The organism is Williamsia muralis NBRC 105860 (assembly GCF_001598915.1).
In the GTDB taxonomy this organism is placed as follows: Bacteria; Actinomycetota; Actinomycetes; order Mycobacteriales; family Mycobacteriaceae; genus Williamsia; species Williamsia muralis.
Window position 1 is genome coordinate 360,993 of the sequence record NZ_BDAP01000005.1, and the last position, 17,131, is coordinate 378,123.

13 protein-coding genes are annotated in these 17,131 nt (G+C 64.8%); 6 read left to right on the top strand and 7 right to left on the bottom strand.

What is annotated here, in order from left to right; genetic code table 11:
* Positions 1–66: 66 nt before the first annotated feature.
* From WIMU1_RS19630 to WIMU1_RS19650, 5 genes are all read right to left on the bottom strand, one after another.
* Positions 67–585, bottom strand: a complete 519-nt coding sequence (locus WIMU1_RS19630; protein WP_062799658.1) for a DUF3145 domain-containing protein — start codon at positions 583–585, stop codon at positions 67–69.
* A 122-nt stretch (positions 586–707) separates the two neighbouring features.
* A complete protein-coding gene (locus WIMU1_RS19635; RefSeq protein WP_062799659.1) occupies positions 708–1,514 on the bottom strand; it encodes a serine hydrolase domain-containing protein in 807 nt (268 codons plus the stop codon).
* Between the two features lie 180 nt (positions 1,515–1,694).
* Complete coding sequence (locus WIMU1_RS19640) at positions 1,695–2,831, bottom strand: NDMA-dependent alcohol dehydrogenase (RefSeq protein WP_062799661.1); 1,137 nt, start codon at positions 2,829–2,831, stop codon at positions 1,695–1,697.
* 261 nt (positions 2,832–3,092) lie between these two features.
* Complete coding sequence (gene fadD5, locus WIMU1_RS19645; RefSeq protein WP_062799663.1) at positions 3,093–4,697, bottom strand: fatty-acid--CoA ligase FadD5; 1,605 nt, start codon at positions 4,695–4,697, stop codon at positions 3,093–3,095.
* Positions 4,698–4,753: 56 nt separating this feature from the next.
* On the bottom strand, positions 4,754–5,575 hold the full coding sequence (locus WIMU1_RS19650; RefSeq protein WP_062799664.1) for an enoyl-CoA hydratase-related protein: 822 nt from the start codon (positions 5,573–5,575) through the stop codon (positions 4,754–4,756).
* Between the two features lie 173 nt (positions 5,576–5,748).
* Between WIMU1_RS19650 and WIMU1_RS19655 the strand changes: the two genes are divergently transcribed.
* Positions 5,749–7,029, top strand: coding sequence for a TetR/AcrR family transcriptional regulator (locus WIMU1_RS19655; protein WP_062799666.1), 1,281 nt, complete (start codon positions 5,749–5,751; stop codon positions 7,027–7,029).
* A gap of 6 nt (positions 7,030–7,035) precedes the next feature.
* Here the strand turns inward: WIMU1_RS19655 and WIMU1_RS19660 are convergent, their stop codons facing one another.
* The gene (locus WIMU1_RS19660; protein ID WP_062799667.1) at positions 7,036–7,878 is read right to left on the bottom strand and encodes a hypothetical protein; all 843 of its coding nucleotides are present in this window, start codon (positions 7,876–7,878) and stop codon (positions 7,036–7,038) included.
* Between the two features lie 108 nt (positions 7,879–7,986).
* Between WIMU1_RS19660 and WIMU1_RS19665 the strand changes: the two genes are divergently transcribed.
* The 4 genes from WIMU1_RS19665 to WIMU1_RS19680 all read left to right on the top strand — a co-directional run bounded on the left by WIMU1_RS19665 (position 7,987) and on the right by WIMU1_RS19680 (position 14,058).
* Positions 7,987–9,126: an acyl-CoA dehydrogenase family protein gene (locus tag WIMU1_RS19665; RefSeq protein ID WP_023953917.1), complete on the top strand. Its 1,140-nt coding sequence runs from the start codon at positions 7,987–7,989 to the stop codon at positions 9,124–9,126.
* A 28-nt stretch (positions 9,127–9,154) separates the two neighbouring features.
* The gene (locus WIMU1_RS19670) at positions 9,155–9,838 is read left to right on the top strand and encodes a GntR family transcriptional regulator (protein WP_023953919.1); all 684 of its coding nucleotides are present in this window, start codon (positions 9,155–9,157) and stop codon (positions 9,836–9,838) included.
* Between the two features lie 85 nt (positions 9,839–9,923).
* Positions 9,924–12,752 (top strand): AfsR/SARP family transcriptional regulator, encoded by a 2,829-nt coding sequence (locus WIMU1_RS19675; RefSeq protein ID WP_062799671.1) that lies wholly within the window; start codon positions 9,924–9,926, stop codon positions 12,750–12,752.
* Positions 12,753–12,912: 160 nt separating this feature from the next.
* On the top strand, positions 12,913–14,058 hold the full coding sequence (locus WIMU1_RS19680) for an FAD-dependent oxidoreductase (RefSeq protein ID WP_062799673.1): 1,146 nt from the start codon (positions 12,913–12,915) through the stop codon (positions 14,056–14,058).
* Positions 14,059–14,081: 23 nt separating this feature from the next.
* Here WIMU1_RS19680 and WIMU1_RS19685 read toward each other — a convergent pair whose 3' ends face one another.
* Complete coding sequence (locus tag WIMU1_RS19685; RefSeq protein WP_062799675.1) at positions 14,082–16,055, bottom strand: AfsR/SARP family transcriptional regulator; 1,974 nt, start codon at positions 16,053–16,055, stop codon at positions 14,082–14,084.
* A gap of 129 nt (positions 16,056–16,184) precedes the next feature.
* Between WIMU1_RS19685 and WIMU1_RS19690 the strand changes: the two genes are divergently transcribed.
* A complete protein-coding gene (locus WIMU1_RS19690; protein WP_062799677.1) occupies positions 16,185–17,063 on the top strand; it encodes an alpha/beta fold hydrolase in 879 nt (292 codons plus the stop codon).
* Positions 17,064–17,131: the final 68 nt, after the last annotated feature.

A 17,131-nucleotide genomic window follows, 5' to 3' on the forward strand; every position in this document is an offset into this window, starting at 1 on the left:
CAGCCATAACAAACAAAGCGGGCCCGGACTTTTCAGTCCGGGCCCGCTTTTGTTTGTTCTGTACGTTCAGCCCACGCGCTGATGCAGCCAGGTGACCTCTGCGCCATCGCCACCCATGCGGAACGACTCGAGCGCCTCGTCCCACGCTGTGCCGAGCGCGGCATCGAGCGCGCCGGCCAATTCCATTCCGTCGGTGTGCGATTCGATGAGTGCGCGCAATTGCATCTCGCCCACGATCACGTCGCCGTTGGCGCTCATCGAACCGCGCCACAATCCGAGACCGGGCACATGGCTGAAGCGTTCACCGTCCACACCTTCACTGGCGTTCTCGGTGACCTCGAACCGCAGGACCGTCCACTCACGGAGAGCATTGGCCAGTCGGGCACCCGTACCCACGGGCCCCACCCAGTCCACCGTGGCACGCTGCAACCCCGGCCCTGCGTCCTGCGCCGACCATTTCAGGTTGGCGCGGGCGTCAAGGGTCGACGAAAGAGCCCACTCCACATGTGGGCACAACGCGACGGGTGAGGAGTGTATGTACACAACACCCGATGTCACGTCCGCAAACTGATTCAGATTGCGCACTTTCCACCTCCGGTTTCGACGAGAACGTCTTCCCCAACGTCTGTCGTACCCAGGAGCAGATATCACACCTTTGGTGTTTATTGTGCCTTAAGTGACCCGTGTTGCGCTAGTGCACGGTGATTTCAATGTGTCAGCGACTCGACAACCGAATCGTTGAACTCGCTCCACAAAGGCTTCGCCCACGGCCCGAAAGCTCGGTCGGTCAACACAACGCACGCTGCCGACAACGCCGGATCGACCCACAAGAACGTGCCCGACTGACCGAAGTGCCCAAAGGTTTCCGGGCTGTTGGCCGCACCGGTCCAGTGCGGATCCTTGTTCGAGCGCAGTTCGAACCCCAGACCCCAATCGCACGGACGGTGCTTTCCGTACCCGGGCACGAACCCGTCGAGGCCGGGAAACTGAACCGACGTCGCGTCGGCGAACAACGAGGACGACACCAGTTTGGGATTGAGCAGCTCGACCGCAAAAGCCGCAAGGTCCTCGACCGTCGAGTGCGCCATGTGCCCCGCCGACCCCTGCAATGACGTGGACCCCATGCCGAGCGGCTCGCACACGCCCTGGTGCAGATAGTCCGCGAACTCGATACCCGTCTCCGCCCCGATCAGATCGGCGAGCACCTCGAATCCTGCGCTGGAGTAGATCCGCTGCTCCCCCACACCCGCCGTCGGGGCACGCCCCTCGAACGGCAGGCCCGATGCGTGCGCCAACAGATGGCGAACGGTAGAGCCCTCCGGCCCGGCCGGCTGATCGAGCTCGATCGCCCCTTCTTCGACCGCCACCAGAGCCGCATGTGCGGTGAGCAGCTTGGTGACCGACGCGAGCAGGAACACCCGCTGCTGGTCGCCATGGCGTTCGATGACCTCTCCACCGGCGACCACCGCGGCCGCCACGGTGTCGACCGGCCATTCCTCGAGTTGTCTGAGCATGCGTTCATGCCATCACGACCGAGGCCGCACGAGCAACACGTCGCAGCTACACACCTGTGGAAATCGTTGCGGCGCAGCGGTTGGACACCTCCTGTGCGAGGCGCCCGACCAGACCCGGGAGACAAAAAATGGGGCCGGCGAGTGTGCGCTCGCCGGCCCCGGTGAGAGGGTTTCGGTTGATCAGACCGCGTGGTCTTCTTCGGTGAAGCGGATGACTCCACGAATGTTCTTGCCGTCCAGCATGTCCTGGTAGCCCTCGTTGATCTGGTCGAGACGGTACTGGCGGGTGACCATGTCGTCGAGGTTCAGCTTGCCCATCTTGTACAGCGACAGCAGCTGCGGGATGTCGAGCTTGGGGCTCGCGCCGCCAAAAATCGTTCCCTGCAGGTTCTTCTGGAGCAGGGTCAGCATCGCCAGGTTGAGGGTGACGTCGGACTCCATCATGCTGCCCATGCCGGTGAGCACGCAGGTGCCGGCCTTGGCCGTGATGCCCATCCAGAGATCGACATCCTTGCCGTGCACCTCACCGACGGTGACGATCACCTTCTTTGCCATCTGTCCGGCGGTCACCTCGGCGATGGTCATTGCTGCTTCTTCGACGCTGGCGAATGCGTGCGTGGCCCCGAACTTCATGGCCTGCTCGCGCTTCCACTCCACCGGGTCGATGGCGAAGACGTAGCGTGCACCCGAGAGCACAGCTCCCTGGAGAGCGGAGATACCGACACCACCGATGCCGACGATCGCGACATCTTCACCCGCCTGCACGTTCGCACTGTGGGTGGCCGAGCCGTAACCGGTGGGAACACCGCAGCCCACCAGGCAGGCGACCTCGAACGGGATCTCTGGATCGATCTTCACCACCGAGGTCTCGTGGACCACCATGTATGGCGCGAACGTACCGAGCAGGGTCATCGGGTAGACGTTCTCGCCGTCTGCGGTCTGCACGCGGAAGGTGTGGTCGGACACCGCTTCTCCCTGCAGGAGCATGGCCCCCATGTCGCAGAGGTTGCTCTGTCCGGAACGGCACGACGGACATTTGCCGCAGGAGGGAATGAACGAGAGGACCACATGGTCGCCGACCTGGAAGTCGGTGACGCCTTCGCCGATCTCGTCTACGACTCCGGCGCCCTCATGGCCGCCGAGCACCGGGAACCCAGCCATCGGGATGCCGCCGGTCACCAAGTGGTGATCGGAGTGGCACATCCCGGCGGCTTCCATCCGGATCTTGACCTCGCCCTTGCGGGGGTCACCGATCTCGATCTCTTCGATCGCCCACTTCTCGTTGAAGTTCCGGAGCAAAGCGCCTTTGGTCTTCATTCAAACCCTCCACTCGCGGCGCCCGACGCGGCACCGCTCTTCTGCATTGAAGGTGACCACGTCACCACGGTTCGACCACTGCAGTGACGACGGTCACTGGTCTTCAAGAAGTGTAACGTGTTTCAGTTTTCAGGGCCAGAACGGGTCTTGACCTGTGTCAGAAGACTTTCCGAAAACCCGGCAAACGACGGGAAATAACGAGGACCCCCGACCGTCTCGTCGAAGAGTCGATCGGGGGTCCCGCGGTGTCTCCTGGGTGTGTCAGTGCTTGAGACCGGCGTCTTTGCCGCCGTACTCCTTGCGCAGCGACGGCTTGACGACCTTGCCCGACGCGTTGCGCGGCAATTCGTCGATGACGATCATTTCCTTGGGCTGCTTGAAGCGCGCGAGATGCTCGTTCAAGAACTCGATCAGTTCATCGAAGGTCAGCTCTTCGCCGGGCTTGAGCACCACGATCGCAACAGGTACCTCACCCCAGCGGTCATCAGCCTTGCCGACCACCGCTGCCTCGAGAATCTTCGGATGGGCGAAGAGCGCATTCTCCACCTCAGCGCAGTAGATGTTCTCGCCGCCGGAGATGATCATGTCCTTCTTGCGGTCCACGACGTAGATGAAACCCTCGTCGTCCATGCGGACCAGGTCGCCGGAATGGAACCAGCCACCGGCGAATGCGTCGGCGGTGCCCTGAGGGTTCTGCCAGTAGCCCTCCATCATCGTGGGACCGCGGTAGACGATCTCGCCCACTTCGCCCGGAGCCACATCGTTCATCTCGGCGTCCACCACACGGGCCTGAACCGCCGGGATCACCTGACCCACCGAACCCAGCTTCCGGAGCGCGTCCTTGCCCTCGAGCACACAGGTGATCGGCGACATCTCGGTCTGACCGAACACCGCGACGTTGATCGCCTCGGGGAAGGTGTCGGCCATGGCCTGCAAGACCGTGTCCGATGCGGGAGCCGCACCCCACGAGATCACGCGCAACTTGAGGTTGCGGGGCTTGGCCTGCTGCACCGCGCACACCACCTGCCACTGAGCCGGGACCAGGAAGATCGAGGTGATCCCTTCCTTCTCCAGCACGTCGAGCAGCGATTCCGGGTCGAAGGCCCCGAGGGGATGGATCACCGTACGGATGCCCATGTAGAACAGCGGGGCCATCGCACCCATCGCGGCGATGTGGAACATCGGAGCCACACAGGAGCCCACGTCATCGTTACGGATGTGCAGAGCCGAGATACAGGTGACCGCCTGCGCCTGCATGTTCGCGTGAGAAAGCATGGCGCCCTTGGGGTTACCGGTGGTTCCCGAGGTGTACATGATCATCGCGATCGAGTTCTCCGGCACGTCGATCGCCGGCAGATCGGAGGGGTCCTCTGCGAGAAGGTGCTCGTAGTCGAGCGCGTCGGCGACGTCGGACGGGCCGACGATGATCAGGTTCTCGATGCCATCGGTGCCCTTGCGGACCGCATCGGCCAACGGCGCCAGCAGCGACTCGGTGATGACAACCTTCGCACCGCTGTCGGCCACGAGGAATCCGACCTCGGGAGGCGTCATCCGGATGTTGACCGGCACCGCGATCGCGCCGATGAGGTTGGCGCCGAAGATCGCCTCGACGTACTCACTGCGGTTCAGCATCAGGATCAACACACGGTCGCCGAAACGCACACCCCGTCGGTACAGGGCTGCAGCGAACGCGACCGAGCGGTCGTTGAGTTCTTTCCACGTGGTGTCCTGACCCTGGAAACGCAACGCCACGTCGTTCGGCTTCATCGTCGCGTGCCGCCGCACGTGGGTGTTCCAGTTGTTCCGGCGCGACCGGAAAGGCTCTTCTACCAAGTGGTCTGATTGGGCCAGCGTGGTGCTCGTCATGTTCTGCTTCCTGTCGTGGGACCGCCCGTTCGCGTCGAACGGGCCATTGTTGTCAATTACTGGTTGGACGCCGATACGGGCGTGCGTGCCTTGCCGCGGGAGGCGAATGCTTCGATGAGCGCCGCGAACTCGGGCGACTGCAGCAGTTCGATCTGGCCCTCACGTTCGAGATCGAGTGCGAGGTCGAACCCCGCCAGCGTCTGAGCGTCGACCGCCTGTTTGGTGAGCTCCAATGCCCGTGGCGATGCGGCCAGCAGTTTGTCGATGACCTTGTCGACCGTGGCCTGCAGCGCATCCGGTTCCACCACCGCCGTCACCAGACCGTCTGCCCAGGCCTGCGCAGCCGGCAGCTTCTCTCCGAGGAGCGCCATCGCATTGGCCCGGGCTCTGCCGACCGCGGCAGCGACGGTGGCGGTGGCGGCGCCGTCCGGCATCAGCCCGATGTTCACAAAGGCGAGCAGGAAGTAGGCGTCGGACGCGGCGTAGACGAGGTCCGAGGCAAACGCGATCGAGGCCCCGATACCGACAGCCGCCCCACCGACCACGGCGACCACGGGAACCTTGATCGCGCGAATGGCGCGGACCACGTCTGAACCGGTGTCGATGGTCTGCTCGGCGAGGGCTCTGGCTTCTTCCGGCGACTGCGGCGGTTCGGCTGACGCCATCGCCACGATGTCTGCCCCGGTGCAGAAGTCGCGACCCGGTGCGCCCAGTACAACCAGTCGCACTGAGTCGTCCCTCGCCCACGCGGTCATCACCTCGATGAAGGCTGCACTGGTCTCGGAGGCCATGGAGTTCTTTCGCTCAGGCCTGTTGATCACCAGCCGAGCCACTCCACGTTCGTCGATCGACGTTGTCAGGCCGTCTTGCCCTTGCATAGATGCCACCCTCGGCTCAGATCTGGCAGCTGCGACACAGATCACGTGAATCCACATTAACTTCTCAGATCGTGGTCGGGGGCGTCAAGTGACGTCGCACGTCGCCTGTGGCGACGCACAACACAGGCGGACCACCCCTGCGCCCACGCGGTACCTGCAGCTAGCATGATCGGATGGCATCTGCCAACGGCCGGTTGAAGACGGCCCAGACAACCACCGGCGACACGCCGAAACCTCGGCAACGACCGAAGGATCGACGCGATCAGATCATTCGCGTCGCTGCCGAGTCGTTCAGCCAACGAGGCTATTTCGCGACGGGCGTGGACCAGATCGCCGGCGAGGTCGGGATCAGTGGACCCGCCCTGTATCGCCACTTCCCCAACAAGTACGCGCTCTTCTCGGAGACGGTGCGGACGCTCGGCGCCGACCTGGAACGTGCCATGGAAGTTGTGCCCGAGTTACCGGAAGACCCCGAACAGGAACTGCGCCTGTTGATCACCGAATTGACCCGGACCACGATCGACAACCGGTCGCGTGGGGCGCTGTACCGGTGGGAGGCGCGATACCTGACTCAGCCCGATCGGCAGGCGCTGGGCGAGATGGTCGGTCGCATGCACACCCGCTTCGCCACGCCGCTCGGCAGGATGAGACCGGAACTGACCGAGAGCAATCCGACCGTCGCCGGCCGGCTCAACACCGATGCCAGATACCTCAGCGGATCGGTGCTGAGCGTTATCGGTTCGATCACCACGCACCGGGCGTCGCTGCCGCGCAAGCGCATCGAAGCGATCATCATGTCCGCGGCGATGACGGTGGCGCGCACCGAACTCCCGCCCGTGGAGCCCCCCGTCGGGGACGCCGCTGCCGGCCCGGTCGGAATGGCGATGGCGTCCAAACGCGAAGCCCTTCTGACCGAGGCCATTCGGCTGATGCGCGGGCGCGGTTTCCACGACGTCACGATGGAAGAGATCGGCGCGGCCGTCGGCATGAATCAGTCCGGCGTGTATCGGCACTTCGACACCAAGGTCGCGATGCTGACCGCCGCTTTCCAACGTGCCAGTGAGCGTCTCACGGCCGGGATCAGCGACGCCCTCGCGGAATCGGCCACCCCGCGAGAGGCCCTCGACAACCTGGTGTCGCGGTATGTCGAGATGTCTTTTGTCAACAGTGACCTGCTGAACCTGTACCTCTCGGAAATCGGTAGCGTGCCCGACCCGCTGCGCGCCGAGCTACGCGACCAGCAACGCCGCAACGTCGAAGAATGGGCGCAACTGGTCGTCCAGATCAGGCCGGATCTCAACCCCGTGGAGGCACGGTATCTCGTGCACGCCGCGACCAACACCGTTCTGGACCTTGGGAACTGGGAACGCTACGACGCGCGTCCCTCCACCCGCAGACGCATCGAGGCGGTCATGTCGGCGATCCTTCTCGGCAACGGGCAGAACATCACCTGACCAGCTTCAGATCACCTTGAAGTCGGCCAACTTCCAGCCGTCCGGCATCCATTGGAGTGTCACCTCGACGCGCGACTGGTAGGGCACGCCGTCCGGGAACTGCTCCGCGGTCCCAGGCGCCGTCACGGCCTGGTCGATGGCCAGAAGGACAACTGCCTCGGTGGACGACACCGAGATCACACCGGCAGAGACCACCTCGGCCTTGGCGACCGCCTGCGCGTTGGCCGTCCCTTCGCGGGCCTGTCGCGACCCTTCGATGAAGTCTCGGGCGAATGCCGGTGTGGAGATCTCGGTGATGCGCTCGTCGAGCGCGGCAAAGTTTGCCGAGTCATAGGTCAGGAGCGTGGTTGCGTACTCGCCGGCGAGCTGGACTGCGCCGGGGCGCAACTGGTTGACCTGGTCTGCCGAGTCGGCGCGGCTGTCCGCATCTCGGTAGAGGTAGATGAAAACACCTGCGACGGCCAGTGCAACAACAAGCAGTGCCGACAGCACCCGGACCGTCCAACGGCCATCACCGGGTCGCTCGAGTTCAACATCGGCGGGCTCCGATTCGACGGCAGTGTCCGGCGCGGCGGCGGCCGACCGCCGCCACCACCGGCCCGACCGTCTGCGCGCGCGAGCCTCCTCCTTGGCACGGCGCGCTTGGGCAGCGGCCCGCATCTTGTCGCGGTTCCGGCGGTTGGCCTCGAGGAACTCCGCAGAATCGAACGGAGAGGGATCGTTCCCGGCTGCGGCGTCTCGGCCGGGGTTCGACGAAGTCGTGTCCGTCTCGGGGATGTCTGAAGTGTCGGGCGGCGTCGAATCGGCACCACGATCGCCGGTTCCCCCCAGCTTGGCTTTCGGGCTCATGCCGACAATGTAGGCCCTGTGGCCCCTGACACAGCAACAGGCCATCAAATATATTTGATGTGATACCTTCGCGACAGCAGGCCACGAACTGATCTAGGAGCCATTTTCATGTCGATTCTCACCCCCGAGCAGACCGACTTCGCCAAGTCGGTCGCCGATTTCTGTCAACGCGAAGCGGGGACCCGCGAGCAGCGCGACGCCCTCACCGCCGCCGGTGCCGAACTGCACTCGGTGGAGCTGTACAAGAAGATGGCCGACCTCGGCTGGGCAGGCATCCTCGTTCCCGAGGAGTTCGGCGGAGCCGGCGCCGGCAATGTCGAGATGTGCATCCTCCTCGAAGAGGCCATGCGCGGCAACGCCCCCATCGGCGGCATCGGCCCCACCTTGATCGCCGCCGGCGCTTATCAGAAGTTCGCCGACGAGCAGCTCAAGAAGGAAGTTCTCGCCGATGTCGTTGCGGGTGAATCACTTTCCATCTCGATGTCGGAGCCCGAGGCCGGTTCCGATGTTGCCGCACTGACCTGCCGTGCCGAGAAGGTCGACGGCGGCTGGGTCATCAACGGTCAGAAGACCTGGTGCTCCAACGCGCACTTCGCCAAGAGCATCCTCCTCGTGGCTCGAACCGATCGCACCGGCAAGAAGCACGAGGGACTGACCTTCTTCCACATCCCTGCCGGCACCGAGGGACTGGAGATCAAGGGCATCGACACGCTCGGCGGCCGAGAGGTCAACGACCTCTACTTCACCAACGTCCGCGTTCCCGACAGCGCAGTGGTCGGCGAGGTCGGCGGCGGCTGGATGCAGCTCATGAGTGGCCTCAACACCGAACGCCTGATCCTGGCTGCCATGCAGCTCGGTGTCGCAGAACGGTCCTTCGCCAACACCCTCGAGTTCGTCACCGAGCGCAAGCAGTTCGGCCGCCCGGTCGGCACATTCCAATCGCTGCGCCATCGGCTGGCCGACCACGCCACCGAGATCGAGTGCACCAAACTGCTGGTCTACAGCGTGGCCCAGAAATCCGACGCCAATCCCAAGAAGATGCTGCCGCGTGAGGCATCGATGGCCAAACTCAAGGCCACCGAGGTGTCGAAGGCGATGACCATCGACGGCATGCAGATGATGGGTGGCTACGGCTACGCGACGGAGTTCGATGCAGAGCGTCTGATGCGGGGTGCGATCATATCGACCGTGTATGGCGGAACCAACGAGATCCAGCGCGACATCATCGGCAAGACGTACGGTCTCTGACGTCTTGACGACACCACCGCGAGCGACGATGCGCCGGCGACCTGGCCTCTCCGAGGAGGTCGCCGGTCATCTGCGTCACCTGATCATGTCCGGGACGATTCGCCCCGGCGAGTTCATCAGGATGGACGAGACCGCGGTGGAACTGGAGGTCAGCGTCACCCCCGTGCGAGAAGCCCTGCTGACATTGCGGGGCGAAGGCATGGTCAACCTGGTACCGCATCGGGGGTACGTGGTCGCCGACCTCACCCGCCAGGACGTGGCCGACATCTTCTGGCTGCAGAGTGTGCTGGCCGTGGAGCTGGCGGTGCGGACTGCTTCGACCATCACCTCTGCCGAGCTCGACCGCCTCGCCGAATTGAACGAGGCCCTACAGGACGCGCTGGCCGCCGGCCGAGTGTCCGAGATCGTGTCGGCCGAGTTCGAGTTCCATCGGGTGCACAACCGAATCGCCAACGGAGACAAGTTGGCGTGGTTCCTGCTCAACGCCACCCGGTACACCCCGCAGGAGCTCTACGCGAACGACCCACAGTGGGGGCAGGTCGCCTACGACAGTCACCTCAAGCTCATCGACGCGTACCGGCGTGGCGACCGCGACGAGGTCGTCGAACAGACTCGTCGGCAGTTCACCGACGGGGCCGAGCGGCTGATGCGCCACCTCGAGAGCATCGGGTTGTGGTCCGACGACGCAGATAACGCGGCTGCCCCGGGCTGAGCCGCCCGACAGGACCGTGGAGTTCGCCGGGTGATCTATCCGCTCGGGTGTCGAAGGTGCACCGATGTCTCTATCGTCGGTGTCTATGTCTGACATCTCGGTGCGAGTTCTCGGCGCACTCACCGTCATTCGCGACGGTGAACCGGTCACTCTGGGTGGTCCTCTCCCCCGCGCCTTGCTGGCGAGATTGATCATGTCGAACGGCCACATGGTCCCCGACTCCACCCTGATTCAGGATCTCTGGCGCGACAAGCCGCCTCGTTCGGCCCAGCTGACGCTCCAGACATACGTGGCAGCACTGCGCAAAGCCCTCGAACCCGAGCGCGGACGCGCGGCACCGGAAATCCTGGTCCGGCGGGGCACCGGGTATGCGCTGGTGGTAGACCCCGGCCAGGTCGACGCCGCCCGATTCGAGACGCTCGCCACCGCGGGCCGTGAACAGTTGGCCGCCGGGGACAGCGAATCCGCCCGGCGCACCATCTCTGAGGCACTCGAATTGTGGTGGGGCCCGGCGTATGCGGATGCGGCGAATTGGGACTTCGCCGCCATCGAGACGGTGCGGCTCGAACGTCTGCGGGCAGATGCCACCGAACACCTCCTTGCCGCGCGATCTGATTGCGGTGAGTTCACCGCCGTCACAGCGCAGCTCGAGTCGATCATCGCGACCGATCCCCTGCGCGAACGTGCCTGGGAGTTACTCGCGCTGGCTCACTATCGAGCCGGCAACCAGGGCGACGCCCTCCAGACTCTGCGCGAGGCACGCAGCCGGATCGCCGAGGAGCTGGGCGCCGATCCCCGGCACAGTCTCCTCGAACTGCAGGACGCCATCCTGCGGCAGGACCCGGCGCTGATGCCGCGCGAGCGACATGCGGCAACCGTCACCGCGCCCGGGCCAGTCGGTAACCCGGAGCGTCCGACCGGCAACATCCCGTTGGCGCTGACCTCCCTGGTCGGCAGGGAAGAACAGATCGAACAGATCAGCGACCTTCTGAACTCGCAGCGAATGGTCACCCTCACCGGTCCGGGCGGGATGGGAAAGACCCGCGCTGCCCTCGAGGTGGCCCGCGAACGCAAAGATGCCGATGGGCCCTGGCTGATCGAGCTCGCCGGGGTCACCCGCCCCGGCGACACGCTGGACACCGTCATCGCGACGCTCGGACTGACCGTCTCCGGCGGAATCGGCGTACTCACCTCACTCCTGCACGACCGCAATTTCCTTCTCGTTCTTGACAATTGCGAGCATCTGCTCGACGAGGTCGCCGCACTCGCCACCACGGTGCTGCAGACGTGTCCGAAGATCCAGATCCTGGCCACAAGTCGCGAAGCGATCGGCGTCGCCGGTGAGACCGTTTACGAGATGCCGCCGCTGGACGATTCGGCAGACCTCTTTCTCGAGCGGGCGGGCTCGGGCGCAGCCGATGCCGAACAGGCTGATATCGAACACCTTTGTGCCGCAATCGATCACATGCCCCTGGCCATCGAGCTCGCCGCCGGCCAGTCCTCGACCCTCTCCGTTCGCCAGATCATCGACATGCTCGACGACCGCTTCGAAGTGTTGCGCGGCGGACCACGTACCAACAAGCGGCACGCCACCATGCAGGCGGCCATCGACGGCTCGTACTTCTCCCTCACCGACAGTCAGCAGCAACTGTTCTGCGATTTGGCGGTGTTCAGTGGCGGATTCGACCTGGACGCGGCGAGACAGGTCACCCGGCACCGGCATCTTCTCACCGACCTCAACGCCCTGATCGACAAGTCGATGCTCAAGGCGGTAGGCGGAGATCCACGGCGTTATCTCATGCTCGAGACCCTGCGCAGTTACGCCCTCGTTCAACAAGATCCGGCTCGAGCGGCGGAACTCGAAAATGCCCACACCGCATGGGTGGTTGCGGTGGCCACCGACGCCTACCTCGGACTGCGCGGCCCGCAATGCCTGGCGTGGACGCGCAGGCTCGGTGCCGACATGGACAACATCCGGGCAGCGCTCTCTCGGGAGAGCACCTCACAGGAGACGTACCTCGAAGTGGTCGGGAACGTGTACTGGTTCTGGTACCGCCGCGGGCACACCGACGAAGGTATGCGGATGCTCGCACCCGCCCTGACCGCCCCCACCGACATCCCGATCGCGACCAGGGTCCGAGCCATTGCCGGCCGGACCATAATGAGCTACCTGGCTGCCGATCTCCCGGCGTTGTTCGCGGCCCTCGGCACTCTCGGCGAGGTGTTTGCAACGTTCGATGTGGACTCTCCGGACGCAGGCGAACAGGTTGCCCGCGGCGACGCAGCGGTCACCCTCGCCTTTTTCGAATCCGGGTCGGGGCTGGTGGATGCCGGCCGGGAGCATGCCGCCATCGCGCTCGAGATCGCGCGGCGATACAACTACCCCTGGACTGCAGCCGAATCCTTGATGTCGCTGGGCACCGCAGATTTCCGTGCCGGCGATCACGCCGCCGCTGCAGCGCATTTCACCACCGCGCTGGAGACCGCCCGCGGTTGCGGTTATGACTGGTGCGCTGCCTCGATCCTCTGGATCCATGCCAAAAGCGATATTGCACAAGAGAATTGGAACGGCCCCGCCGAACGAAAACTCGGGCACATGCTTGCGTACTGCGAGCGGGCCGATGACCTCACCTCGGCGATGGTGGGCCTGTTCACACTCGCCTACGTCCTGTTCCGCCGCTCTGAGCCGGCTGCGGCTGCGCAGCTGATCGGAGCCGTGGATGACCTGACCGAACTCACCGGGTTCTCACCCGAGCGGATGGATGTGGTGGAACTGGCAGCGTTCGGGGCCACCATGCGCGACGAGATAGACCCGGACGTGTTCGCGGTGGAATCCGCTGTCGGACGCACTCTGGGTCTGGCCGGCGTCCGCGACCTCGTGTACCAGTGGGTCGGCGTACCCGACGTCAGGTGACGCGGTCTTCCTGGCCATTCTCCGGCTCGAGTGGACAGGCCCCGCAGCCGGTTCCATACTGGTCAACCATGGTCTCCACCAGGAGGTTCAGCATCCAGCACGACCCTCGGTTACCCCTTTCGGTCGCCGGTCGACGCCTGCCTGGTTCGACCGTCGAGCCATGACGGCGCAGCGGGTGGACGTGGCCATCGTCGGTGCAGGACTGATGGGGGCATGTGCCGCGTGGCAATTGACCGGACGCGGGCTCTCGGTCGCGTTGATCGAAGCGTTTGATCTCGGCCATGCCCATGGCAGTTCGCACGGACGTTCTCGGATCTTCCGCCGCGCGTATCCCGATCCCCTGTACGTCGCGATGACCGGCTTGGCACTGGAGAAGTGGCAGGCACTGCAACAAGAATCCGGCACGACCCTGATCACCGGCACCGGTGGCCTCGACCACGGACTCGAGCGCATGCCGGCGACCCTGGCCGAGCAGATGGCTCTACACGGCGTCGAGCACGAGTTGCTCTCCCCCACCGAGGCCGCCCGGCGCTGGCCGGGCATGCGATTCGACACCGATGTGATGTTCCACCCGTGTTCGGGCGTGATCGACGCGGAGAGCACCGTGTTCGCGGCCGCGTCGCTCGCAGCTGCCGCGGGCGCGCAGATCCTTCCCCGGACCCGGGTCGTCGACGCGAATCCGACACCGACGGGCGAGGTCACCCTGCGCACGGCAGACGGTGATCAGATAATCGCCGACGTGACGGTGCTCACCGCGGGCGCCTGGTTACCCGACTTTGCCGGCGCACTTCTCGAGTTCGGGCGGCCTGATGACAAGTTGTTGCCACCCTTGACGATTCGTCAACAACAGGTGTTCCACTTCCCGATGCGGCCTGGCCACCCCACCCTTCCTACTTTTGTCCATATGGACGGCCGTCAGATGTACGGACTGGCCTCGGGCGAGGACGTTCCGGTGCCGGCGATGAAGGTGGCGCGATTCGATGACGGCGTCACCACCACTGCCGACAGCCGGGACGGCCGCATCACCGACGAGCAAAGACAAGACGTCGTCGACTACGTCAGTGAATGGCTGCCTGCCGTGCATCCCGAACCGATCGCCGAGTCGAGTTGCCTGTTCACGATGACCAGCGATGAAGACTTCATCCTCGACCGCAGTGGTCCCCTTGTGGTTGCCTCACCCTGTTCAGGACACGGGGCAAAGTTCGCGCCGCTGATCGGAAGCATGATTGCCGATTTGGTGACCGGCCAGGCACAGCCGGCACCTCGGTTCCGGATGGATCGAGGCGCCGGGATGACGCCCACCTGACCGGACGTCGGATGCATCTGTGATCAGCGCGCCAGCGCATCTGCGAGTTCGTGCAAGTAGTTCGATACGGGTCCAAGAGTCAGCAATCCGCTTCCTGCTCCGGCAATCTCGTCCTCGGCCGGTAGGAGCGCCCGGTGGGCACGAGTCATCATCCCGCGGTCGTTCACAGCGACGGCGGCCCGCGCGCTGAGACACCACAGCACCTCCTGCAGATGGTCCGGCGGCGGATCGGCGAGCTGACGAAGGGCTTCTGTCGCTTCGTCTCTGCGGTGCTGAGCGGCCAGGAGGAGCGGGCGCACCCAGGGTTCGTAGGGCCCCCAGTCCGTGTCGCCTCCGTCTGCGGCCTGCGGCAAATGCGCCCGCTGAAGGCGCAACGACAGGAGAGCCAGAGCAAGCAGGCCGTGATGCAGTCCGGGCATACCCGCGTTCTCCGAACCGGAGGCTGCCGCGCGGTACGCCTCAGCGACGTCGTCGAACGGCGCGTCGGTCAACGCGAGCCGCAGCGCTCGGAACCACTGCGTGAAGACGGCCACCAGCGGTGATTCGTAGCCTTCGGCGAGCCGATCCGCCGCGGCGGCATGATCATCGGCGCCCGTCAGATCACCGATGGCACAGCAACTCTGCATCGCTATCAGATGCCCCAACACCTCGTACGTGACCAAGTCGTGCCGTGATGAGAGGGTGATCAGTTCACTGGCGATGGCGGCGCGTCTACCGGCCAGACCCGCGCGCGAGAAGGACTGCATGAACGCTCCGTTGAGCGCGAAGGCCAACAGGCCCGGATCATCGACGCTACGCGCGATCTGTTCGGCTTCGCGGGCGGCGGCCGCTGCTCGCGGATCCGATGATCCCCTGGTCTCCAGAGCAATCGTCGCCAGCAATCTGGCGCGGATCGAAGCTATAGGCCCGGGAGGCAAGGTCGCCAGCGCCCGCTCGGCCGCAGCGACAACTGCTGCCGCGTTCTCCGGATCGTCTGACCGTGACCAGATCGCCGGTACGTCGTATGCCCCGATCACCTTGGCCGTCAGACCAACATCACCCAGTTCCTCGGCAGCAGCAATCGTGGCGAGGCGCTGTTGCTGCGCCACCCGCAGCCCTTCGCCTCCGGTGGTGGCGAGACTGCGCAGCAGGTCGACGGTGGAACGCAGCCGAGCTCGCGAGCCGGACGCCACAGCCCGGTCGTATGCCGCGGTGGTCTGCGCCCACACTCCTTGCGCGCTCAGCCGGATCGGCGAGGTGGACCCCAGATTCGGCGACTGCCGCAAGATGTCGGTGTACAAGTCGGTGAGAGCGGGTCCCGGCTCGACGCCCAACTGATCGACCAACAGCCCACGAGCCCGCCGGAGAACGGTGAGCGCATCCCCCTGTCGGCCCGTCCGATACAACGCTAGGGCCAGCAACCGCCAACCTTCCTCGCGCCAAGGATGTTCTGCGACATGGGAATCGAGATCGGGAATCGCCTCGGCGTCGAGACCCAGGTCGAGGCGAGCCTCCGCAAGGAGTTCCACCGCGTGCAAGCGAACCTCGGTGAGGCGAGATCGTTCAGAGCGGCTCCAGTGTTCGTCGAGAAAGTCCGCGAAGGCAGGGCCACGCCAGAGTGCCAACGCGTCGAGCAGTGTGGTCAGCGCGTCCTGTGGGCCGAGGTCTCGTACCGACTCGACGGCCTGGCCGAATCGCCATGCGTCCACATCCGATGCGTGTGCACGCAGCGCATAACCGGTTCCCTCGGTCACGAGCAGCTGGGCCGGCGACCGTGGTGCCCGTTCGGGTTCGATCGCCCGTCGCAAGGCGCTGACGAATGTCCTCATCGCGCCGACGGCGTCCGGTGGCGGGTCCTCCCACAGGTCGTCGATGAGCGTTGCCAGAGGCACGCTCCTGCCCCGGGCGATGAGCAACCTGGCGAGTACAGCTCGATGGCGGGGGCCTTTGAGGGCGATCGTGTTGCCCTCGCCGTCGTGGGCTGTGACCGACCCCAAGACGCTGAACTCGATCGACACCTCACCATTGTCCCCGCCGAGTCGGCTCCACCGTGGCGAGGGGCGTCGCGAGGCTTTGTGCTGACTGGATGCTCATCGGGACGCGGCACGGTGACGAGGTACATCCAACGTCCGCCAGAGAGGCCGCCCATGAAACCGTCCATTCCCGACTTCCGGTACCAGAAGATCCCCGTCGCCGACGGCGTCGCACTGAATGTCGCGACCGCAGGTACGGGCAGCCCGATCGTGCTGCTGCACGGATTCCCGCAGACCCACCTGATGTGGCGTCACGTTGCGGCCGATCTGGCCGCGGACCACACCGTGATCTGTCCCGATCTGAGGGGATACGGCGACAGCGACAAACCCTCCGACACCGATGCCTCCACGTATTCCAAACGAACCATGGCCGCAGACATCGTGGCGGCCGCCGCGGCGCTCGGTCATGAGCGCTTCGCCCTCGTCGGGCACGACCGCGGCGCGCTGGTCGCGTTTCGGGCCGCCCTCGATCATCCGGGCGTCGTGTCCCATCTGGCGTCGCTTGATGTGCTTCCCACGCTCGACATGTGGGACGTCATGCACGGAACGTCTGCGGCAGTGGGCTTTCACCTCTACCTGATGGCACAGCCGCCCGGCCTGGCCGAGGCCATGATCGCGGCGAGCGCCGACGTCTTTTTTGGCTACTTCCTCGACATCTGGACGCGGGATCCACAAGCCATTCCCGCGGACGTGCGTGGTGAGTACCTCGCCGCGAGTGCGAACGCGGTGCCCTCGATCGTTGCCGACTATCGCGCCTCGGCCGGCATCGATGTTCAGCACGATCTCGAAGATCTGAACTCATCCAAGCGGTTGTCGATGCCCGTGACCGTCATTGCTCAGGACTGGGGCTCAGCTCTGGGATTCGATGCCGAGGCCTTATGGCAGAAGTGGGCAATCGATGTGCAGCACCGCATCATCGAGAGCGGGCATTTCATGGCGGAGGAATCACCGGACGAAATCTCAGGAGCGATTCGCGAACTCCTGTTGCGATAGTTCGCCAAGAGATCCGCGCACACGGCCGACAGTTCGATACACCCTGCATTACCGCGTGCGCGGATGTA